The organism is Paenibacillus sp. M2 (assembly GCF_046713495.1).
In the GTDB taxonomy this organism is placed as follows: domain Bacteria; phylum Bacillota; class Bacilli; order Paenibacillales; family Paenibacillaceae; genus Paenibacillus; species Paenibacillus amylolyticus_B.
In genome coordinates this window covers 5,015,003-5,033,648 of record NZ_CP169648.1, presented here as the reverse complement: position 1 = coordinate 5,033,648, position 18,646 = coordinate 5,015,003, and the positions used below count along the sequence as shown (strand labels likewise).

The following is an 18,646-nucleotide window of genomic DNA, read 5'->3' as shown; positions in this document are numbered from 1 at the left end:
CCTTGTGTACATTTCACACTATTAGAGTGAAAGAAACATATGAATTAGTAATTCATTGTGTATTTCACTGAAACGTTGTTATGTGTGACTTCGACTTTTGCCCAACTACCAGCAGAACCACTAGAGGAACTACTGTTGCTTGAACCTCTGGTTACAATAGCAGTATGGCCATTTGAGTCATGAATGGTCCAGGTAAAGTCCTCGTCAATTGCAAATTTATTAAACCCATATTGCATTTTTCCTTTTTTATCTGCCGTCGATAATTCAGCCTTCCATGCCTTCTCGAAATTAGAAGCACCATTTCTAGAAGCTTCAATTGATGCAGCAGATGCCGTCAGAGCAGAAAGGGATAAGGACAGAACTATAGCTACTGTGGCAATAGAAGCGATTTTAAATTTTTTCATTTTGTATCATCCACCTTTTAGTTTATTTTATAAACAGTCAACTAACAAGAGAGGGAACTGATATTACTTTGAAAGATGGTGCTCTTATGTGTTATTTCCACTTAGGTATCTCTATATAAAAATGGAGTTTTATAAATTTCTATTTGATATGAAATAATAACGCGCTGCATCTAAGTGCATATTCATTAGCACAAATAGAATTGGACTACAAACTTATACTATAGATACCGCTGTAGAAACACGTGTATAATGGTTCCCATTGTCGTCACAAGGTTCATCATTCTGATGAATGACATTATACTTGTTTAGGATCTTGTTTTCAAAGTTGCGACCTAGCTAAGTCTACAATAATTTACCATTAAAAATTACAAATATCAACAAATTTATTTATTTAATTCCTTTTTAGCATGTGTTAAAGCAAAAAAACTATAATTTTTAATGTTGGGCATTTTTTATTTGAAATGCAATGTAATGTAAGTATTATACTGAGATGTTGATTGAATTAAGTTATAAATATCTAAAATCTTATATTGAATGGCTGTTTGCTTCAACACTAGTCAGCAATCACGTATCAAAAATCACCTGTCGAGAAGAAGATTATTGAGAGGTAGGATGAATCGATTGACTTTTTGTCCTGGCAATAATATATTGTTGTCAGGACAAAAAAAGAGGTGAAGCAAATGTCCGCCAAAAAGATGGGGCGGCCTAAATCTGACAAACCCAAAAGCAGAACGATTGAGATACGTGTTGACAAGGAAATTATGAACAAGCTCGATATTTCGGCTGAGAAGCTGAATACGAATCGATCAGACATCGTTCGCAAAGGGATTGAGAAGATTTACGACGATCTCCAAAAATAAAAAAGGAAGCAGCGCTAGTCCCACGAAGAACACGCTGCTTCCTACCCCGCAATCACTTGAATGAGCGACTGCATAAATATCCTACCATGTGCAGAACGTTCATTCAAGTGAGGTGGGAATTGATATACAGGAGGATGCACATGAATTCGATATTAGAAGCATTATATAATGGACGACTTCGATCGGATGAGATGATGATGCCGACACATCCTGAATACCAAGCGTTAGGGCGGCAGATTGCAGCTCTGACAGAGCAGTGGAAGAATCGATTGAGCGAGAACGAATTCCGTGAGCTTGAACAGTTATTTGACTTGTGTGGCAGATGTGAGGGCATGCATAGGGAAGCAGCGTTTACACAAGGTTTTCGTCTGGGTGCCAACATGTTAATTGAAGTCATGAGTCAGCGTGAGGAATCGGTGTTGGAGTTTAGCTAAGTTTAACGATGTGAGCAGAGATCCGGTTTACTTTTACAGCTAAATTTTCAGGAAATGAAGTTCATACAACATACTCATATTGCAACATAAAATTGTATCATACATTTAATATAACAAAGCCCTCAAATCCTCTCTGCATTCAGCAGCAGGGTTCGAGGGCTTCACTTAAACATAGAGTTAACAATTTATATATAGGGAAAGAACCTGTTAAACAACTTGTTCCTTAATCCGCAATATTTCCCGCCATCTTCAGACGACGAGCAATCTCTTTAAAGTCTTCTTGCGAAATGCCTGGTGCGAATTCTTCTTCCACCGCAGGAGCTTCCGGAATCGGGAACCCTTCAGGTATCCCTTGGATGACTTCAAGAGGTTGTCCATCTTCGGGATGAGTGCCTTTCCAGATCTGACCGATCGTGTTGAAATCTTTGTCACTATAGGTGTACAGCTTGGTGTGTACCCCTTTTTCTTCATATTTACGAGCCTCGTTGAAGGCTTTGTTGTTCAGTGAAGGAATAGGAACCAGCTTGGTCACATTTACGCCAGTTGCAATCTCAAGTGCTTTCGCATATGCGACAACATGAACGCCGCCACGTACCAGCAGGAAACCAACTACTTCCCGGGCTGCCGGGTGATCCGTCATCTCATATACTTTCATTTTATGGGTACGAGCGCCACATTCTAAGAAGAAGTTATGCAGCAGATCCTCGACCAGGTTGCCACTGTTGAAGACGTTTGCTCCCGTCCATGGATTACCCATAGAGTCGAAAGGCATTGCGCCTTGTGCACCTGCCAGATAGTGATACGACAGACGAGCATCTTTCACCGAACCTAGCGGCGTATCGTCGGGTTCTTTGTACTCGGTTGAGCCTCTGAGGCACTTGTTAATCCCATGAGACACGAGTTCAACATGACCCAATTCTTCAGCCGTAATGCTCATGACGAGGTCATAGAAGGGCTTCAGCTTTTCTTTGGAACGAAAATTAAACGATTGATAGAGGTAATTGTTCAACGTTGACATTTCTCCGAATTTGCCGCCGAGCAATTCTTGTATAGCTGCCGCAGCATTCGGATCTGGCTTCTCGACATTGGGAATCTCAATCAGGATTTCATCCAAGCGTTTGAACATGCGGGTGTAACCTCCTCAAATTGGTATTGCAGATCGTGTAGGGTTTCAGATCGTGGAGTCACTCTGTCATGGCCTATTACACGTTTGTTGGGTTTTTTAAACAAAAAACCAACCAAATGGGACTTAAGCATCGTATAACGCATGCCCCAACTTTTCTCCCATTTGTTATTTCCAATACGGTCAAATTTATGTATAATCAAACATTCAAACGAGTCTCCACATACAAGAGAAGAGAGTTATGAATCCATAAAGGAGTAAGAGATGAATAAGCGTTGGATACAAATAGTTGGGATTGTGATGTTTCTAATGATTCAGATGTACATAAGCAGCGAGCCTGCCACAGCATATGACGTTACAAACGAGGTTCAGGTGGATGAAGAAACACGGCAGTTACTTGAGAAGAAATACGGGTTGGAACGTCCTGAGGAGCCGAAGACACAACAACACTTTTTCTCGGGTGACTGGGGAATGAGTTTCCGGACGGAGCCTCCTGATTCGTTTGGCCGGCTTGTTCATGTGGTTCCTTTTTCCCTACGACCACTTGCCTGGATCTTTTGTTTATTCGTGTAAAATGAAACTCGGACGGGCAATATAACAGAAATATATTGTCCCAAGGAGTGAGTGAAATGAGAATGCTCATCGTTACCGTTATGTCGGTAGTCCTGAGTTTAGCTGGAATTACATCTGGTACAGGTGCTGCTATCCCTGATTATGCGAAGTGGGGAATTATTGCGGTTAAAGAAACACAGACCAAGTATAATGTGGATATTTTGGACTATAAGCATATCGGTCGTACCTCCCTAACAGCGGATCAATCACGGGAACAGTTCAAGCTGTGGGTTCGTGCTAAAGACGGCAAGCAATTCGCAGTCTATGTAAATGTTGATTTTAATCCATCTACACAACAGTTAAAGAAAGTGCAATTTTCGGAATCGGATCGACACTGATCCGTTACTGAACTTGATCATTATAAGCCATGTTTGCATATCAGCTACATCATTGGAGGAACCAGACTACCTTAATCTTTAAGGTGAAAGTCTGGTTTTTTTTATTTTACAAAATCCTTTTTTTACTATTGAATAAAGAACTTATGTTCGCATATAATAAGAAATACAAACAAACGTTCTTATCGGAGGGATGATTATGCTAGGGAAATATATTGGCCAGATGGTGGAGCTTGTCTACATGGATCGTGCAGGGCAGATTACGCAGCGACAGATTCGAATTAACAGTGTACGTGGCGGGATGATTAGGGCATCAGCAGGAAAAGAAGGCTCACCCCGAACATTTCTGGAGCAAGGTATTTTGGCATGGCGTCCTGTTACCGATCTGAATGGGGAGGTAAAGTATGCTGAACGACTTTGAACGCAAGATTTTGCGTATTATGGTGAACTATGCAGGACAACGGCGCAGGCTGCCGCGTATGGATGAACTGGAGAACAAGACGGGACGAAGCAGAGCTTACATTCATGAGTCTTTGCTGGAGCTTGAACGAACCGGGCACATCGCGTGGGAGAATCGGTCTACTCTCGAAGGTATACAGATTTTACAGGCATGGGAACAGGTACAACAGCCGATTCGCAAAAGCCAACCTTCCGGTGATTCCGTAAAATATTTTACGGACTACTAATCATAATAAGAAAACGCCAACCCGGATATCCGGATCGGCGCTTATTGTGTCACATGTACGACATGTGCATCTATTTTAGAAATGGGGAAGTTGGTCCAGGTTGTTGGTTGGGTCACCGTCGGCATCGCCGCGAATGTACATTTCGCCATCCTTGCCTTTAAATACATTCACACCGGCAATAGCACCAGCTTTTACTTCTGCAAGTGCCTGCTGATAATCCAGTACACGTCCTGCTGAAGTCTGAAAAGCTGTCAGGTCACCGTCACCATTTTTCTGTACTGCTGTGAAACTCTCGCGTGTCGTTTGATCCATGATGTCACACTCTCCTTATATGACGAGATAGGAATCTGTTTACCTGATTAGCCTATCCGAATTCATGGGAAGTATGCATCATATGCTGATCAGACTTGCCAATGCCGAAGTTTTACAGACTCTTTTTCATGCGAACATGCAGAATATCTGCATCATAAAAAGGTTCTTCCGAAATCACTTCATAACCCAGTTTTTCATAGAATTTCTGTGCCTGACATTGAGCATCCAGTATAGAATAGGATAAGCCGAGTTCACGTGCTCGTTCCTCCATCGCGAGCAGAAGCACACGTCCATAACCGAATGAACGATGAGACTCAAGCACCGCGATCCGCTGCATTTTGGCCGTATCCTTGCTGTAATAGATCAGACGTCCTGTGGCTACAGCTTGGCCATCCGTACTTAACAATACATGATGCACATCTGGACTGATGACATCATATTGATCAATCTCAATCTCGGCAGGCACCTGTTGCTCGATCACAAAAACGTGATGGCGAATTCCCAGGGCTTGCTCCAGTTGTTCTTCTGTCGATACATAACTAATCTCAGCTGCCAATTCCATTCCTTCTTTCTGCTCTTGCGCGACATATCAGACTGAATTATACAAAAAAATGTTTTTCCTGTATAGTGAAGTCTGGAACATATTGGGAGAGGAGGGGGTAGTGATGGGCATGACAGGCATCATGGTCATTACCTTGTTAATGTCAGCGGGAATGATTACTCTGTTGTATTACGTTACGAAGAAAGCATACTCACGCAAGTGGGATGAAGATGAGTAATTCATCTGTTAACCTTTACGGCAAGACTTCACTGCTTCCTCGCGGAGAATATACATCTTGAATTACAGATTTGGAGTATACGTCCAGCCAGACGGGCAGAGATTCAACATTCTCATTGGGTTGTTTTAACTGTTGAAATTGAACCGTATGTTCGTCCTTCTCCAAGCTGCAACCCGTAACGGTTGTACTGAGAATCACAAGCCCAGCAAAGAGAAAGAAGCATTTGGTAAATGTATATTTATTGGATGTTGACCGTTTTGTTAAGTTTCTCATAGGGAATTCACCTCGTTGTAGAAATGGTAATCTTTCCTTTATTGTGCACCATTTCGGGTGAATTATAACCAAATAAATCATTGACAATGAACACGGTTACTTGATATGATACTGTTACTTGATTGGGAAACATTTATATATCATGATCTGTTAGCTCAGCTGGGAGAGCACTATCTTGACAGGGTAGGGGTCAGTGGTTCGAGCCCACTACAGATCATACACGAGAAGCCTTACGATGTAAGGCTTCTTTTCTTTTTTTACATACAAACATGAATGAGATTTGAGAAAGCTTCATGTTCTTTTCCTTTTTTTAAACAAAACTTAAATAAAACATAAATTCAACGTAAGGTTCCTCTTCTATACTTGGTTCTGAGGTCATCATAGAACAGGAGAAGGAGAGAACTAATGAATTATTCAAACCCATTTACATCAAAGTTAGCCAGAGTAGGGATTGCGGGTACACTGGCTTTAATACTGGCAACAAGCCCACTTGCCAACATGGGGGTTGTGGCAGCGGAAGCAGTCCCACCTGTATCTACGAAGATACATAACACACAGAAAGACTCTTTAGAGCAGGCCCCGATTCAATACCAGATCCAGGCTCGATTAAATGAGAAGGACATGACGATCCAGGGGAGCGAGAAGGTAACATATCGCAACACAAGCAAGGATACCCTCCAGCAGTTGGTCCTTCATACATATGCTGACGTAAACCTCTCCAAGTCTACACAGGCGAGCATGTACCAACAGCATAATGAAAAGATTAGTGAAGATCACCCGGAGAAGACAGCGGAGGACTTTCTGGGTGGCATCGATATTCAGGCTGTAACAGCAGATAGCCAATCTCTCGATTTCCATAAGGAAAACCAAGCGTTGACCGTGCAGTTGAAAGAGCCCGTTCAACCAGGCGAATCTGTATCATTCCAACTGGAGTTTCAGTTGAATATACCCTATGGCTCACAGCGAGTTTCCTACTACAAGGACATGATCAATGGTGCGCACTGGTTCCCGGTGATGTCTGTTTACGACGAGGTTAAGCATCAATGGAACAAGGCACCGTATAGTCGAACTTTTGAGAGCGATTATTACACCTCATCGGACTTTGAAGTTCAATTTAATGTGCCTGAGGAGTATCAGGTAGCCATGCCTGGCTCTATCACCACTCAAGACAGTACAGAACATGGACGTAAAATTGTTTCTGCCGTAGCCGAGAATACGAGAGAGTTTGTTTTCTTTGCCAGTCCTAATCTTCAAGTGGAGCGCGCTACCCGTAACGGTCTGACGGTGGAATACTATTATTACAACGATGATCCATCCAAGAAAAAGATAGTTGACCGGTACATTAATCAGGCATTCAAGGTCATCGATTTTTATAGTGAGAAATATGGCAAGTATCCCTATCCAGAGTTCCGAATTGTCGAGACGTATGTACAAGGCGTTGCCGTGGAGTATGCGAGGCTCATCCAGATGGGACAGATTCAAAATGGTGCTATTCCAGAAGAAGACACAACCTTTGTTCATGAAATAGCGCATCAGTGGTTCCATGCATTGATCGGTAATAACTCGGAGACCGAATCCTTCCTGGATGAAGGCTTTGCTGATTTCTCCATGGTGTATTTTGCCGAGAAACAGGGAGACAAGCTAAATGGGTTCAGATCCATACAGTTTGATACTGCGCCCGTAGATATGGCGATTGCGTCAACAAACGATGAAGCTGGGGATTTAGCAGGTTTGGTGTATTATCAGAAGGGAAGACAAGCGATCTATCAGCTTTATCGTACCGTCGGCGAAGAGAAATTTGACGAATTGATGAGAACATATTTCAAACGCTACGTGTACCAGAATGCAACTTTAGAGGGGCTGCTTCACACCATTGAAGATGTGCTTGGTAAGGAAGTACGTTCAGAAATGCAGATGGCCCTATATCAGCCTAACTTTGTCTTAAAGCCGGAATACCAATTATCACAGGAAGAGACCGCCGCCTATGTACATGACATGTTACAACAACAGTATCAGGCTGTCATGGGCATGATCCCTAATCTGCCTTATGAAGTGATGAATCGATTGATGGACAAAGTCCTTCAAGGCGAGGAATTAACCATTGTGCTCAGCGATCAGGTCAGTAAGCTTGCAACTAAACAGCAGGAAGATATGGTTAATCAGTTGACCGGATTCCTTGATATGACCGGTATGAGATACGACATTATACGGGATCGCAAGAAACTGAAGCAAAAGATGAAAAAAGAGATTGGCAACAGTAACCTTATTGTCATTGGCAATGCCAAGTCAAACGGATTGGTGCAGGCTTTAAAATTTAACATTATTGATCGAACGAAACAGACGGGTTTTCCTTGGAAAAATACCATGAACCAACCTCTCGCCGCGGGTGCATACGTTATCAAACATCCCTATAACCAGAATCGATTGATGCTTCATTATTTCTGGAATGAGGATCATCTGAGTGATGCGGCATTTGAAGCTTTTAAGCTGAAAACACAGGAGTCTATTGGATTCACGAACGACTTTTACCAGTACTATGTATTGGATAACCAAGGCAAGGAGAAATCCAATAAAAAAGTAGCCAATCCCATATCTTCACTTTTTGCGGAGGAATAAGTAGTTGGTTGTGCAGTTTCTTCGTTCAAACAGGTTAGCCAATTTGTATTGGTTAACCTGTTTATGTTTTATATGAAAACCAGACTGAGAATAATAGGCTGTAATATGGGCATAATGCTTTAACAGAAAGGTAACTTCATGAATATACTTATCGGGAGAAAACAATAGGAGGGATTTAATATGAAGGATCAACATTATCCGGGCGTACCAATGAAAGGGACAGTTGCTGATAACAACTGTAAAGGAAATAAAGGAATGAACAAAATGAAAGCGTATTCATATAATGCTAGAATTTGTCCTATCATTTGTATTACTCAGGAGCCGGCTGCAAATGAGGGTAATGTTGTTGATTTTTCAATCCTATTAAAGGACACTTCGGATGTTTTATATTCGCGACCGGTAAATGGTAATAGCCTGCTCACGAAGGAGTTGAGTTCCCATGTCTACGACTGAAAATATTGCTCAGGAAGCACTGGGCGCAGCGATGAAGGCGAATAGGGACATTGCACCTTATGACTATTGCGATGCAGAATCCAGACGGATGTACACGCCTCAATTTGATAAAAAAATGGACAATCCTATATATACCGCTGCAATGGCGGGTCTACAATCGATCTATTGGTTTCGGGCGATCAAAGTGAAGGGGCTTATCCCTGATGCCAAAGCAGATTATTATGCCACGTATTCCACCAACCATAATAACATCGGTGGTATTGGACTAGCCTATTCTAACAGTCCAACAGGACCATGGACCAAACACGGACAGGTATATCTCGATACCGTAGTTGGAAATTCAACGGAAACGCCATTTGTGATCTGGAACGATGAAGAACAATTATTCTTTATGTATTATCAACAAAACGGACTGGGGATCAACCAATCGACGGCACTTGCGACCTCTGTAGACATGGTTAACTGGACAAGAGTGGGTTTGATTTTGGACAAACCTCCCGGCTTCCCGGGTGATGGTCATACCGGTTACTTCTCATGCTTCAGAAATGGCGGCAAATGGATCGGTTTCTCGGTGATGGGCGGCGGCGACTTTGGCCGCAAATGTATCTGGCATTCACATGACGGACGTAGCTGGTTAGCTGATCCGAGACCATTAATGGGTGGTAATGATGCGACTTTATCGGCGGATGAAAACATTTCGAGACCCAATGCTGGTGTATTTATGTACAAAGGGAGCATGTGGTGGTTGGGCATGTTATCGGCTTATGCTTCCGGTGGGGTCACGACTGTAGCTCGGCCTGCCATTGCCAAGATCAGCGCAGACTTTCGTCAACTGCTGGACAAACCTTCAGATATATATTTTCCGGCATTAAATTGGGAAACGACCAATATGCAATCCTTGATGGTGTCCGTTATGGACGGGGTAGTGTACGTGTATTACAATACCGATCATAATATCGGTGTAGCCTATTCGGTGGGGGTGTAGAGATGGTTATACGTGATGCAGCGGGTCAGATCGTGCCATTTGGAAAGGTTCACAAACAGCTTGTGGCCGATTTTCTTTACGGAACGTTACCGGATTGGGTGGAGGTGGTGGGGACCCCTACGTTTGAGCCTTTGCCCGACAGAGGGACCATAACCGTTACAACACCGACAACGGCAGGAGCCACGGCAGAGTTAAAAATGAAACATCTGATTGACAGCTCAAAAGTAACAGCAATTGCAATCACTTTGGAAGCGCTACAATTAAACGGAAACATTGGAATTTCAGTTCAGGTTGGCATTAAATCGAAGGATAGCAAGGCCGGAATCACCTTTTATCAAAACGTAAATCAGAAGTATGGTATGGTCCGTGCCTATAAAGCAGATGGAACATACACCGATTTCAAGCAAAACATGGTATTCTTCACCACACATGGCGTAGCAGGAGACGAGGCGCAGAACCGTAAGAATCTCACTGTGCTCCTCTGCACCGGATTACAATTCTCAGCGGGGTTGGAGAGACCATCTGTATGGCTTGGTGCGGATGACCAGTATGGCGGTGTTGCTGCTGACCTTAGTGGTGGGCTATTCCAACATGGAGAGCTGCAATGTCTGTTGAAACTGACTACAAGCAAGGCTGAGGCCAAGTATTTCAAATGTGCCCAGATGAAAGTGGATATCTGGAGTAACTGAACTAAAATGGAGTAGATAGAGGAGGTATCTGATGAGAGAATCGATACATTATTCAATAGAACCACCTGAGAGCTTCGACCAATTAGTAACGCTATATGAATCTTTGGGATGGAATTCGCTGAATTTATCTCAACATGAATTGGAACGTATGTGCAAACAAAGTTGGTATGCAATGTATGCTTATGATCAGCAGCGCTTAGTGGGCATGGGGCGTGTAATATCAGATGGAGTGATAACAGGTATAATATGCGGGCTAGGCGTTCTGCCTGACTATCAATCTCAAGGAATAGGTACAGAATTAATGAAACGAATCGTTGAGCATTGCGAGAAAAATAAGGTGATTCCACAACTGATGTGCACGGAAGGTTTGGAAACCTACTACGCAAAACTGGGATTTGAGAAGTTTACGATTGGAATGACGAAGAGGATAAATCGATAATCTGCATGGAGCAGTAAAAAGGGTATGCTTAGAATAATCGGGTACCCGTACACTTGAACACTTTGAAAAAGAAGTGTTCAAGTGTACGGGTACCTTTTTTTATTTAGAGAAGGTTCATGATTGTACCGCCTGCTGCACCAGCAACGACAACGATCCACGGTGGTACTTTCCAAAAAACGAGCATTAGAAACAACATACTTACCAGTGCAAAATCAACAGGAGTCAGGATCGCAGTTGTCCAAAGCGGATCGTACAACGATGCCAACAAAATACCTACAACGGCTGCATTAATTCCGATTAATGCTCCTTGGGTTTTTGAGCTTTTACATAAAGCACTCCAGAAGGGCAATGCGCCTACGATCAGAAGGAAAGCTGGCAAAAAGATAGCGATCGTTGCAACCAAAGCTCCTGAAACCCCACGCATCATCGCTCCTAAATAACCGGCAAAGGTGAACAGTGGTCCTGGTACAGCTTGTGCTGCTCCATATCCCGCCAAAAAGTCGGACTTATTAATCAGACCTGCAGGGACGAATTCACGTTCCAGTAACGGAAGTACAACATGCCCTCCACCAAATACGAGTGATCCTGAACGGTAGAAGCTATCAAAAAATAACAGCCACCCCGAACGATCAAAGGGAGTGAGTAACGGGAGAAAAATCAGGATTCCAAAGAACGTAGCCAAACAGACGATTGCCAAGTTACGATTCACAGGGACAGACAAGTCTACTGTTTTAAACTCGGTCATTTTACTAAAAAGGAACATACCTATCACGCCTGCGATCACAATAAAAAGGATTGGAGTGAACGCAGTCTGCCACACAAGAGTCGCCACTGCAGTAGTGATAGCGATGGTTGCCCTATAGCGGTCAGGAGTTAGTTTTTGTCCCATCCCCCATATCGCCTGAGCGACAATAGCTACAGCAACAATCTTAAGGCCGTGAATCCAGCCAGTACTGCTGATATCAAATCCTTGAAGAAGGAAAGCGAACAAAACTAATGCAATGACAGAAGGAAGTGTGAAACCAAGCCAAGCCATCAGTCCCCCCAGCAAACCACCTCGGATGATGCCAATTCCAATCCCGACTTGACTGCTGGCAGGCCCGGGCAAAAATTGACATAGCGCAACTAAATCTGCATAGCTTCGTTCATCCATCCATTTTCTACGGCGAACATATTCTTCATGAAAGTAACCGAGATGAGCGATAGGTCCTCCAAACGAAGTCAGGCCGAGTTTGGTTGATACAGCCAACACCTCAGAAAGTGCTCGGGCTTTATGTTTGGGCTTGTCCGGGGTTAGAAATGAATTATTCTCCAAACTTGTTATTCCTCCTTAAGTTCGACTTAGGTTATCTGATGACTACAATTATAATCCTCATCATCGCTATTCATTTAAACGCAACATTAAACTGCATTATTTTTTTAACATTAACTATTTACATACGCAATTAAATTGTGTACAATGTAATTGTTAGCGATACAAGAGAGAGTGAAATTTAGTCAAAATAAATCTAATCAACTAAAGGAGTTTTCACAAATGAAAACATTATATGAAACAACAGTCATCAATACAGGTGGACGTCAAGGAATCGTACAATCCCCAGATAACGTGTTTATGTTGGATGTTGCGGCACCGCCTGAACTCGGAGGACAAGTGACGACAGCTACCAATCCGGAGCAGTTGTTTGCAGCAGGGTATAGTGCTTGTTTTAACTCCGCACTGGAGTTTCAATTGAAGAAACACAAAGTTGAAATTGAAAGAAGTACTGTAGCTGCAACCGTTATGTTGGTGACAGACTCTGAGGACAACGGCGTGAAGCTTCAAGTTGATTTGGAAGTTAAAATTCTTGGTCTGGATGAGGAGACAGCACAGAAGTTTGTGAAACTTGCCCATGACTACTGCCCATATTCCAAAGGAATCAAAGGGAACGTGAATGTTAACGTGGAACTGGCGTAAGGCGTAATCACTGAAATGATTTGTTCTTGATAAGAAGCTTCCGAGAAATCGGAGGCTTCTTTGTATTATTTTGTTCCGTTGTAAGATGAGCCTTGCCCGGAAAAAATGGTTGAAATATACCTATAGGGGGTATAATGAGTAATATAAATAGAATTAAAGGAGTGCAGAACATGAAAAAGTATTTACTGACCATATCGACTTTAATGATCGCAAGCAGTTTGGTTTTGAGTGGATGTGGCAAGGAGACTCGGCAGACTATTGAAAGTAACGATAACAGTCATACAGCCACCGCAGGTGAGATGCACCATTCTGAATCGGGAGAGCTACCGGAAGGACTGCGGGAGAAAAGCAATCCCACCTTTCCTATAGGAAGCCAGGCGATGATGAGTGCCGATCACATGTCGGGCATGAAGGGTGCGAAAGCAAAGATCGTTGGAGCATATGAGACTACGGTATATGCAGTGACGTATACCCCAACCACAGGTGGAGATCCCGTGCAGAATCATAAATGGGTTATTCATGAGGAAATACAGGATCATACGGATCCATCGTATGCGGCAGGTTCTGAGGTCCTGCTGAGCGCTGATCACATGAAAGGAATGAAGGGAGCCAAGGCCACAATTGATTCTGCTGAACAGACAACGGTATATATGGTTGATTATACTCCTACAACAGGTGGAGATTCGATAAAGAATCACAAATGGGTCACAGAAGAAGAATTATCTGCTATCCAATAGAACCATTGGCATGAAACAGCCCTTTTTATGCAGAAAAATCAAACTCATACTCAATTATGGGTTATAATGGTAGTAAGATTACACAAAACTGCTGAAAGGGGATGTACTTATGATGGATTTTAGCAAACCACCCCATGGCTCTGAGACGGATACACATCGTCAGCGTCATCAGGAGAATGAACAGAAATACCTGTCCGGAGGCAAGGGTATTTGGTATGAAATCAGCAACTGGCTCATTCTCGGAGGCATCCTCCTTGTCATATTTTTATTATTTAAATACGTTTTTTAAATAGACACACAACCGGGCGAATCCCCATATGATGCATTACATCAGTAAGCACTTGGGGAAATGGGGAATCCGGGATGGCAAAAGCAAAGGGCAAGAAAACTCCCGCATTAAAGAGTGACAAAATTCGTGTATCCATGAAGTTGGTCACTTCGGATGTATGTGAGAGATGTAAGACACCATGTACGCGAGGCATGGATTATGCTGCACGTATGAGAATTGAAGGGGCTTTAGGCAAGGGCGTTCCCTGTATATTGACCCGCCATACTTCTTCATAACTCTTCGTATAATCCTGTATATATAACAATTATAGATCAGGGGCATCCTATAATGAGGATCGCCTCTTTTTGTGCATTCCAAGGGGTGGAAAAAATTCTGGATAAAAAATGAAAAATGATGAAAAACAGCGCAACTTTGTGGATGAATCTGCAGTATAAATGTACAACAGCTAGCAGCAGGGGAGGGAATATTGACGGGATGAAATGGAAACGAATATTGCTTTGTGTCACGGTATTCTCCTTGCTCGGCGGGTCTTTATTGTTTGCAGATTCGGTGAACGAGAAGATTCGTGTTCTCATTAACGGCAAGGAAGCAGCTGATGGAGGTTATCTCATTGATGGAACGACCTATGTACCTGTAAGAGAAGCTGGAGGCGTCGTCAAATGGGACAGCAGTAACAAGAGAGTAACGGTGATCAAACCGAATGTACATATTTTTCTCTTCAAGGGAGACACTGTATTTGGCAACGTTAACGTAGGTAAGCTGAAATTCAATGTATTTTCACAAGTGGACAGTCTGACAGCAGATGTAGCTGCGGTGAAAGTAACGATTACCAATCCAAGCGGTCAGGTGAAGGATATCCAGTCACAGGAGCTGACGACACAGAAGGATAACTTCTGGTTCCGCACTTACGATTTTACGTACGATTTCAGTCGTGCCGGCAAGTATCAAGTCGGCTTTCATATTAAAGAAAATGCAAACAGCAGCTACGTCCTGGTAGCGGAGAAAATCATTACAGCGCTGAACGATTGAAGCGGAAATAACCCTGTGAGTTAAATTGACCTGGGTCATTGAACATGTTACGATATGCAAGGTTACACAATTTCTATTTATAAAGCGAGGTATTTCAATGAGCGATCACACACATGAACACGGCGATGGCTGCGGATGCGGGCAAGACCACGACCACGACCACGAGCATGAAGAAGTCCTTCTCACATTAACAGACGAGAACGGCCAAGACGTGGAGATGGTTTTGGTGGAGACGTTTGACGTGGAGAAGCATGTTTATGCGCTCCTGCTGGAACGTAACAATCCTGAAGCTGACGGCATCATCCTGCGTATGGAAGAAGAAGACGAGGAAATGGTGCTCTACAATATTGAAGACGAAGAAGAGTGGAACCGCGTTGAAGCGGCTTACAACGAACTCGTTGCATCACAAGAATAGTCATTCTTTTGGAACATAACATGAAGGCTCCTTGATCTCAGGGGGCCTTTTGTTTGTTTTTTAAGAGTTATACGAGCATGTACACCACCGGTTTGAACGACGAAATAGACGGGAAAATGCAAACTCGCTTGTCCCATAAAATAAAAAAGGACCAAGCTAGGGCTTGGTCCTTAAAGTTTATACCCTGCACAGCGCAAGGGAGTTGTTTTAGAAAATGGCATCGGCTTCCACGATCACTTTAACGTTGGTTACACTGCGATCTTCGGGTCCTTTGACGGGTAATCCAACTTCGACATGATCGATGATGTAGTCGATATTTTCCTGGGTGATAACCTCACCCGGTAACAGGATTGGAATTCCTGGCGGATAGACATAGATGAATTCCGAGATAATACGTCCTGCGGATTCCTTAAACGGAATCACTTCGGTATCTCCGTAGAATGCATCACGTGGAGTCAGCATCAACTGGGGAATATCCGGAACTTTTACGACCAGTTCATGGGCTGGGTTCACTTGATAATAGGTACGGGAGAGATCCTGCAAAGCGTTCAGCAAGATATCGACACTGTCATCCGTATCTCCTGGCGTGATGAGACACAGAATATTGTACATATCACTAAGTTCGACCTCGATGTTGTAATGTTCACGCAGCCAGTTCTCTGTCTCATATCCTGTAATGCCCAGATGGCGAACATGGATCGTTACTTTGGTTGGATCATAGTTGAAGGTCGCTTCTGTACCCAGAAGCTCTCTACCGAAGCAATACAGGCCATCCATATCGTTAATCGAACGTCTGGCAAACTCAGCTAGTTCAATCGCCTTCTGTGCAATTTCACGACCGTGGAGTGCCAGGTTACGTCTTGATGTATCGAGTGAAGCAAGCAAAATGTATGAAGTTGATGTTGAGGTCAGAAGACTCAGGATCGTCTGTACACGCTGTGGATTCACGAACCCATTCTTCGTGTTCAGGTTGAGTACGGAACTCTGTGTCATGGAGCCACCAAGCTTGTGAACACTGGTTGCAGCCATATCGGCACCTGCTGCCATCGCAGACAACGGCAGATCCTCATGGAAATGAATGAGTACACCGTGTGCTTCATCAACAAGGACAGGGACTTGATAGCTGTGTGCCAGCTCAACAATCTCTTTCAGATCGGTAACCACACCGTAATAGGTCGGGTTAATTACAAGCAATGCCTTGGCATCCGGATGACGCTCAAGTGCACGACGGATAGACTGTGTAGTCACTCCATGGTCAATACCAAGGTTGGCATCTTGTGAAGGAGAAACAAATACGGGTTTGGCGCCTGAGAAAATAATGGCGGACAGAACCGATTTATGCACATTACGGGGCACAATAATTTTGTCACCCGGTGAACATACAGACAGAATCATGGTCATAATGGCACTGCTTGTGCCTTGTACACTAAAATAGGTATAATCGGCTCCGAAGGCATCTGCTGCCAAAATCTGTGCTTCCTGAATGACACCGGTTGGCTGATGCAGGTCATCCAACGGTGCGATGTTAATCAAATCTATGGAGAAGGCATTATCGCCAATAAATTCACGGAATTCGGTATCCGCTCCCAATCCTTTTTTATGGCCCGGAATATGAAACTGTACCGGATTGAGTGCCGCATGATTTTTTAAAGCGGTAAACAGCGGCGTACGGTGGTGATTCATCAGTGCTGTCACAACCCTTCCTAATAAAATTGGTAAACAAAGATGAGTATAGCAAATTAAGAACCGAATGCAACAGTATAAATCGACAATTTTTTAAATTGCTGAGATTTGGGCACATTCCCCACGGTTACACTAAGGATAGGGAATAGGCAAATGAACGCCGAAAGGGGAAAAAGAATGCAAACCGATACAAAACCAGCCAAAATTTTGCGATCACCATTTTTTATCGCGATGTGGCTAACACTTTTTCTAGTTGAAATTATCAAAGGAGCCCTGTTGGTAGCTGTTTTGCCCGTCTATATGGACAATATACTGGGTCTGTCTGCAGGCGTCATTGGTGTGGCATTTGCTCTTCAATATCTGGGAGATAATCTGTTCAGGGCGCCTTCCGGCTGGGCTGCAGAACGGATCGGGTTCCGCGCAACGATGGTTACAGCATTAATCTGTACCTTAATCGCTGTTATTATGATCCTTTTTCTCAAAAGTGCCGTTGGACTGGCCATGGCCTGTCTGATTCTTGGCATTGGTACGTCACCACTCTGGCCTTGCGCCATGACAGGCGTGACGGCGATGTCAGGCCCACAGAACAAGAATGGTACAGCAATGGGGGCGCTGGAGATGGCTGCTCTCGGCGGAACGGGGCTTGGACCTATAGGCATGAACTGGCTGCTGGAGCGCACGCATCATGATTATCGAACTATATTCCTCGTGCTGATGGGTTGTGCGATTCTCGTTATTCTGGTGGCTATGATTCTTCCTGGACGCGTCATTGTTGAAGGAGAGCATGCCGAGCAAGCAGTGAAGAATAGTGATGTAAAATATCCAGCCAAACCGAATCTGCTCACGCCGTTCATCCGGCTGCAAAAGAGTGTGAAGGACACACTGCAACGGGTACGCAGCACGCTAAATGTTAATCCATTGGTGTATCCTGCACTGTTTATGCAGTCGTTTGTCATCGGGCTGCTCAGTCCAGTAATCACGCTCTATACACGCACAGACCTGCACATCTCACCGAATCTATACAGCTTGTTGCTGATTGCGGGTGGTGGAATAACCGTTATTGCCTTGCTGCCTGTTGGTAAAATGGTAGACAGGTTTGGCACTAAGCCGTTCCTGAACATTGGTTTTTTGATGGCGGCGGCGAGTCTGTTCGCATTCTCCTCCATAACATCCATTCCGGTGGTGTTTGGTGTTGTCATGCTGGTGGGCATCAGTTATGCCATGATTTTGCCCGCCTGGAATGCTTTTGTAGCCACGCTGATTCCCAAAGGGGAGCGGGGCGCGATCTGGGGATTCTTCCTTACATTGCAGGGATCAGGCATGGTTGTAGGCCCCATTGTTTCCGGACTGTTGTGGGACCACGTGAGTCATCCGGCTCCATTCATTGGCAGTGCCATCGTCATGGCAGGACTTGCCGTTGTGCACTTTGTGTTATCCCGCAATCCGTTTCGTACCGCTCCGGCCAAATAAACAAAAGAAAAGGGAGTTCCACCAACCGTCTTGGTTGTGGAGCTCCCTTTTTCGCATCCATTATATCAT

At 43.8% G+C, this 18,646-nt stretch carries 25 protein-coding genes and 1 tRNA gene; 19 read left to right on the top strand and 7 right to left on the bottom strand.

Annotated elements, in window-relative coordinates; all coding sequences use genetic code 11:
- Positions 1–44 precede the first annotated feature (44 nt).
- Positions 45–404 carry a hypothetical protein gene (locus ACETMN_RS23300; protein ID WP_091014187.1) on the bottom strand — a complete coding sequence of 120 codons (360 nt, stop codon included), beginning with the start codon at positions 402–404 and terminating at the stop codon, positions 45–47.
- Positions 405–1,084: 680 nt separating this feature from the next.
- On the opposite strand from ACETMN_RS23300, the gene ACETMN_RS23295 reads away from it, so the two are divergent.
- Both ACETMN_RS23295 and ACETMN_RS23290 read left to right on the top strand, forming a co-directional pair.
- Positions 1,085–1,264: a CopG family transcriptional regulator gene (locus ACETMN_RS23295; protein WP_411735195.1), complete on the top strand. Its 180-nt coding sequence runs from the start codon at positions 1,085–1,087 to the stop codon at positions 1,262–1,264.
- Positions 1,265–1,404: 140 nt separating this feature from the next.
- Positions 1,405–1,698: a DUF6809 family protein gene (locus ACETMN_RS23290; RefSeq protein WP_411735194.1), complete on the top strand. Its 294-nt coding sequence runs from the start codon at positions 1,405–1,407 to the stop codon at positions 1,696–1,698.
- A gap of 223 nt (positions 1,699–1,921) precedes the next feature.
- On the opposite strand, the gene ACETMN_RS23285 is transcribed toward ACETMN_RS23290, so the two are convergent.
- Positions 1,922–2,824: a manganese catalase family protein gene (locus ACETMN_RS23285; RefSeq protein ID WP_036614750.1), complete on the bottom strand. Its 903-nt coding sequence runs from the start codon at positions 2,822–2,824 to the stop codon at positions 1,922–1,924.
- A gap of 261 nt (positions 2,825–3,085) precedes the next feature.
- Here ACETMN_RS23285 and ACETMN_RS23280 point away from each other — a divergent pair, with 261 nt between their 5' ends.
- The 4 genes from ACETMN_RS23280 to ACETMN_RS23265 all read left to right on the top strand — a co-directional run bounded on the left by ACETMN_RS23280 (position 3,086) and on the right by ACETMN_RS23265 (position 4,454).
- Positions 3,086–3,394 carry a hypothetical protein gene (locus tag ACETMN_RS23280; RefSeq protein ID WP_411735193.1) on the top strand — a complete coding sequence of 103 codons (309 nt, stop codon included), beginning with the start codon at positions 3,086–3,088 and terminating at the stop codon, positions 3,392–3,394.
- 56 nt (positions 3,395–3,450) lie between these two features.
- On the top strand, positions 3,451–3,771 hold the full coding sequence (locus tag ACETMN_RS23275) for a DUF3889 domain-containing protein (protein ID WP_036614744.1): 321 nt from the start codon (positions 3,451–3,453) through the stop codon (positions 3,769–3,771).
- Between the two features lie 196 nt (positions 3,772–3,967).
- The gene (locus ACETMN_RS23270) at positions 3,968–4,189 is read left to right on the top strand and encodes a hypothetical protein (protein ID WP_017687387.1); all 222 of its coding nucleotides are present in this window, start codon (positions 3,968–3,970) and stop codon (positions 4,187–4,189) included.
- Positions 4,173–4,454: a hypothetical protein gene (locus ACETMN_RS23265; protein ID WP_047843713.1), complete on the top strand. Its 282-nt coding sequence runs from the start codon at positions 4,173–4,175 to the stop codon at positions 4,452–4,454. The genes ACETMN_RS23270 and ACETMN_RS23265 overlap by 17 nt, the downstream gene beginning before the upstream one ends.
- Positions 4,455–4,529: 75 nt before the next feature.
- On the opposite strand, the gene ACETMN_RS23260 is transcribed toward ACETMN_RS23265, so the two are convergent.
- The 3 genes from ACETMN_RS23260 to ACETMN_RS23250 all read right to left on the bottom strand — a co-directional run bounded on the left by ACETMN_RS23260 (position 4,530) and on the right by ACETMN_RS23250 (position 5,818).
- Entirely contained in the window at positions 4,530–4,766 is a 237-nt protein-coding gene (locus ACETMN_RS23260) for a DUF3892 domain-containing protein (RefSeq protein WP_017687389.1), read from the bottom strand.
- Positions 4,767–4,878: 112 nt separating this feature from the next.
- Positions 4,879–5,322, bottom strand: coding sequence for a GNAT family N-acetyltransferase (locus ACETMN_RS23255; RefSeq protein ID WP_411736435.1), 444 nt, complete (start codon positions 5,320–5,322; stop codon positions 4,879–4,881).
- 238 nt (positions 5,323–5,560) lie between these two features.
- Positions 5,561–5,818 (bottom strand): hypothetical protein, encoded by a 258-nt coding sequence (locus ACETMN_RS23250; RefSeq protein WP_411735192.1) that lies wholly within the window; start codon positions 5,816–5,818, stop codon positions 5,561–5,563.
- Positions 5,819–5,962: 144 nt separating this feature from the next.
- Here ACETMN_RS23250 and ACETMN_RS23245 point away from each other — a divergent pair.
- From ACETMN_RS23245 to ACETMN_RS23220, 6 genes are all read left to right on the top strand, one after another.
- Positions 5,963–6,035 (top strand) — tRNA-Val (locus ACETMN_RS23245).
- Positions 6,036–6,223: 188 nt separating this feature from the next.
- On the top strand, positions 6,224–8,434 hold the full coding sequence (locus ACETMN_RS23240; protein ID WP_091014208.1) for a M1 family metallopeptidase: 2,211 nt from the start codon (positions 6,224–6,226) through the stop codon (positions 8,432–8,434).
- Positions 8,435–8,614: 180 nt separating this feature from the next.
- Positions 8,615–8,887: a hypothetical protein gene (locus ACETMN_RS23235; protein WP_411735191.1), complete on the top strand. Its 273-nt coding sequence runs from the start codon at positions 8,615–8,617 to the stop codon at positions 8,885–8,887.
- Positions 8,874–9,872: a hypothetical protein gene (locus tag ACETMN_RS23230; protein WP_091014213.1), complete on the top strand. Its 999-nt coding sequence runs from the start codon at positions 8,874–8,876 to the stop codon at positions 9,870–9,872. Before ACETMN_RS23235 ends, ACETMN_RS23230 begins: the two co-directional genes overlap by 14 nt.
- 2 nt (positions 9,873–9,874) lie before the next feature.
- Positions 9,875–10,561, top strand: coding sequence for a hypothetical protein (locus ACETMN_RS23225; RefSeq protein WP_105599650.1), 687 nt, complete (start codon positions 9,875–9,877; stop codon positions 10,559–10,561).
- 31 nt (positions 10,562–10,592) lie between these two features.
- Entirely contained in the window at positions 10,593–11,000 is a 408-nt protein-coding gene (locus tag ACETMN_RS23220) for a GNAT family N-acetyltransferase (protein ID WP_091014222.1), read from the top strand.
- 103 nt (positions 11,001–11,103) lie between these two features.
- Here ACETMN_RS23220 and ACETMN_RS23215 read toward each other — a convergent pair whose 3' ends face one another.
- Positions 11,104–12,315: a chromate transporter gene (locus ACETMN_RS23215; RefSeq protein WP_411735190.1), complete on the bottom strand. Its 1,212-nt coding sequence runs from the start codon at positions 12,313–12,315 to the stop codon at positions 11,104–11,106.
- A 219-nt stretch (positions 12,316–12,534) separates the two neighbouring features.
- Here ACETMN_RS23215 and ACETMN_RS23210 point away from each other — a divergent pair, with 219 nt between their 5' ends.
- The 6 genes from ACETMN_RS23210 to ACETMN_RS23185 all read left to right on the top strand — a co-directional run bounded on the left by ACETMN_RS23210 (position 12,535) and on the right by ACETMN_RS23185 (position 15,424).
- The gene (locus ACETMN_RS23210) at positions 12,535–12,954 is read left to right on the top strand and encodes an organic hydroperoxide resistance protein (protein WP_017687397.1); all 420 of its coding nucleotides are present in this window, start codon (positions 12,535–12,537) and stop codon (positions 12,952–12,954) included.
- Between the two features lie 170 nt (positions 12,955–13,124).
- A complete protein-coding gene (locus ACETMN_RS23205) occupies positions 13,125–13,691 on the top strand; it encodes a YdhK family protein (RefSeq protein ID WP_411735189.1) in 567 nt (188 codons plus the stop codon).
- Positions 13,692–13,803: 112 nt separating this feature from the next.
- Positions 13,804–13,980 carry a hypothetical protein gene (locus ACETMN_RS23200; RefSeq protein WP_411735188.1) on the top strand — a complete coding sequence of 59 codons (177 nt, stop codon included), beginning with the start codon at positions 13,804–13,806 and terminating at the stop codon, positions 13,978–13,980.
- A gap of 74 nt (positions 13,981–14,054) precedes the next feature.
- Entirely contained in the window at positions 14,055–14,255 is a 201-nt protein-coding gene (locus ACETMN_RS23195) for a hypothetical protein (protein WP_091014226.1), read from the top strand.
- Between the two features lie 199 nt (positions 14,256–14,454).
- Positions 14,455–15,009 (top strand): copper amine oxidase, encoded by a 555-nt coding sequence (locus ACETMN_RS23190; protein WP_036614723.1) that lies wholly within the window; start codon positions 14,455–14,457, stop codon positions 15,007–15,009.
- A 97-nt stretch (positions 15,010–15,106) separates the two neighbouring features.
- The gene (locus ACETMN_RS23185; RefSeq protein WP_036614722.1) at positions 15,107–15,424 is read left to right on the top strand and encodes a DUF1292 domain-containing protein; all 318 of its coding nucleotides are present in this window, start codon (positions 15,107–15,109) and stop codon (positions 15,422–15,424) included.
- Positions 15,425–15,631: 207 nt separating this feature from the next.
- On the opposite strand, the gene ACETMN_RS23180 is transcribed toward ACETMN_RS23185, so the two are convergent.
- Positions 15,632–17,107 (bottom strand): aminotransferase class I/II-fold pyridoxal phosphate-dependent enzyme, encoded by a 1,476-nt coding sequence (locus ACETMN_RS23180; protein WP_047844430.1) that lies wholly within the window; start codon positions 17,105–17,107, stop codon positions 15,632–15,634.
- A 177-nt stretch (positions 17,108–17,284) separates the two neighbouring features.
- Here ACETMN_RS23180 and ACETMN_RS23175 point away from each other — a divergent pair, with 177 nt between their 5' ends.
- On the top strand, positions 17,285–18,577 hold the full coding sequence (locus ACETMN_RS23175; RefSeq protein ID WP_192134125.1) for an MFS transporter: 1,293 nt from the start codon (positions 17,285–17,287) through the stop codon (positions 18,575–18,577).
- Positions 18,578–18,646 lie beyond the last annotated feature (69 nt).

Coding starts and splice junctions, on each gene's coding strand:
- ACETMN_RS23195 (WP_091014226.1), top strand. CDS start 14,055: ATGGCAAAAGCAAAGGGCAAGAAAACTCCCGCATTAAAGAGTGACAAA.
- ACETMN_RS23285 (WP_036614750.1), bottom strand. CDS start 2,824: ATGTTCAAACGCTTGGATGAAATCCTGATTGAGATTCCCAATGTCGAG.
- ACETMN_RS23295 (WP_411735195.1), top strand. CDS start 1,085: ATGTCCGCCAAAAAGATGGGGCGGCCTAAATCTGACAAACCCAAAAGC.
- ACETMN_RS23210 (WP_017687397.1), top strand. CDS start 12,535: ATGAAAACATTATATGAAACAACAGTCATCAATACAGGTGGACGTCAA.
- ACETMN_RS23270 (WP_017687387.1), top strand. CDS start 3,968: ATGCTAGGGAAATATATTGGCCAGATGGTGGAGCTTGTCTACATGGAT.
- ACETMN_RS23200 (WP_411735188.1), top strand. CDS start 13,804: ATGGATTTTAGCAAACCACCCCATGGCTCTGAGACGGATACACATCGT.
- ACETMN_RS23265 (WP_047843713.1), top strand. CDS start 4,173: ATGCTGAACGACTTTGAACGCAAGATTTTGCGTATTATGGTGAACTAT.
- ACETMN_RS23185 (WP_036614722.1), top strand. CDS start 15,107: ATGAGCGATCACACACATGAACACGGCGATGGCTGCGGATGCGGGCAA.
- ACETMN_RS23205 (WP_411735189.1), top strand. CDS start 13,125: ATGAAAAAGTATTTACTGACCATATCGACTTTAATGATCGCAAGCAGT.
- ACETMN_RS23175 (WP_192134125.1), top strand. CDS start 17,285: ATGCAAACCGATACAAAACCAGCCAAAATTTTGCGATCACCATTTTTT.
- ACETMN_RS23180 (WP_047844430.1), bottom strand. CDS start 17,107: ATGAATCACCACCGTACGCCGCTGTTTACCGCTTTAAAAAATCATGCG.
- ACETMN_RS23230 (WP_091014213.1), top strand. CDS start 8,874: ATGTCTACGACTGAAAATATTGCTCAGGAAGCACTGGGCGCAGCGATG.
- ACETMN_RS23300 (WP_091014187.1), bottom strand. CDS start 404: ATGAAAAAATTTAAAATCGCTTCTATTGCCACAGTAGCTATAGTTCTG.
- ACETMN_RS23250 (WP_411735192.1), bottom strand. CDS start 5,818: ATGAGAAACTTAACAAAACGGTCAACATCCAATAAATATACATTTACC.
- ACETMN_RS23225 (WP_105599650.1), top strand. CDS start 9,875: ATGGTTATACGTGATGCAGCGGGTCAGATCGTGCCATTTGGAAAGGTT.
- ACETMN_RS23260 (WP_017687389.1), bottom strand. CDS start 4,766: ATGGATCAAACGACACGCGAGAGTTTCACAGCAGTACAGAAAAATGGT.
- ACETMN_RS23290 (WP_411735194.1), top strand. CDS start 1,405: ATGAATTCGATATTAGAAGCATTATATAATGGACGACTTCGATCGGAT.
- ACETMN_RS23235 (WP_411735191.1), top strand. CDS start 8,615: ATGAAGGATCAACATTATCCGGGCGTACCAATGAAAGGGACAGTTGCT.
- ACETMN_RS23240 (WP_091014208.1), top strand. CDS start 6,224: ATGAATTATTCAAACCCATTTACATCAAAGTTAGCCAGAGTAGGGATT.
- ACETMN_RS23275 (WP_036614744.1), top strand. CDS start 3,451: ATGAGAATGCTCATCGTTACCGTTATGTCGGTAGTCCTGAGTTTAGCT.
- ACETMN_RS23280 (WP_411735193.1), top strand. CDS start 3,086: ATGAATAAGCGTTGGATACAAATAGTTGGGATTGTGATGTTTCTAATG.
- ACETMN_RS23190 (WP_036614723.1), top strand. CDS start 14,455: ATGAAATGGAAACGAATATTGCTTTGTGTCACGGTATTCTCCTTGCTC.
- ACETMN_RS23220 (WP_091014222.1), top strand. CDS start 10,593: ATGAGAGAATCGATACATTATTCAATAGAACCACCTGAGAGCTTCGAC.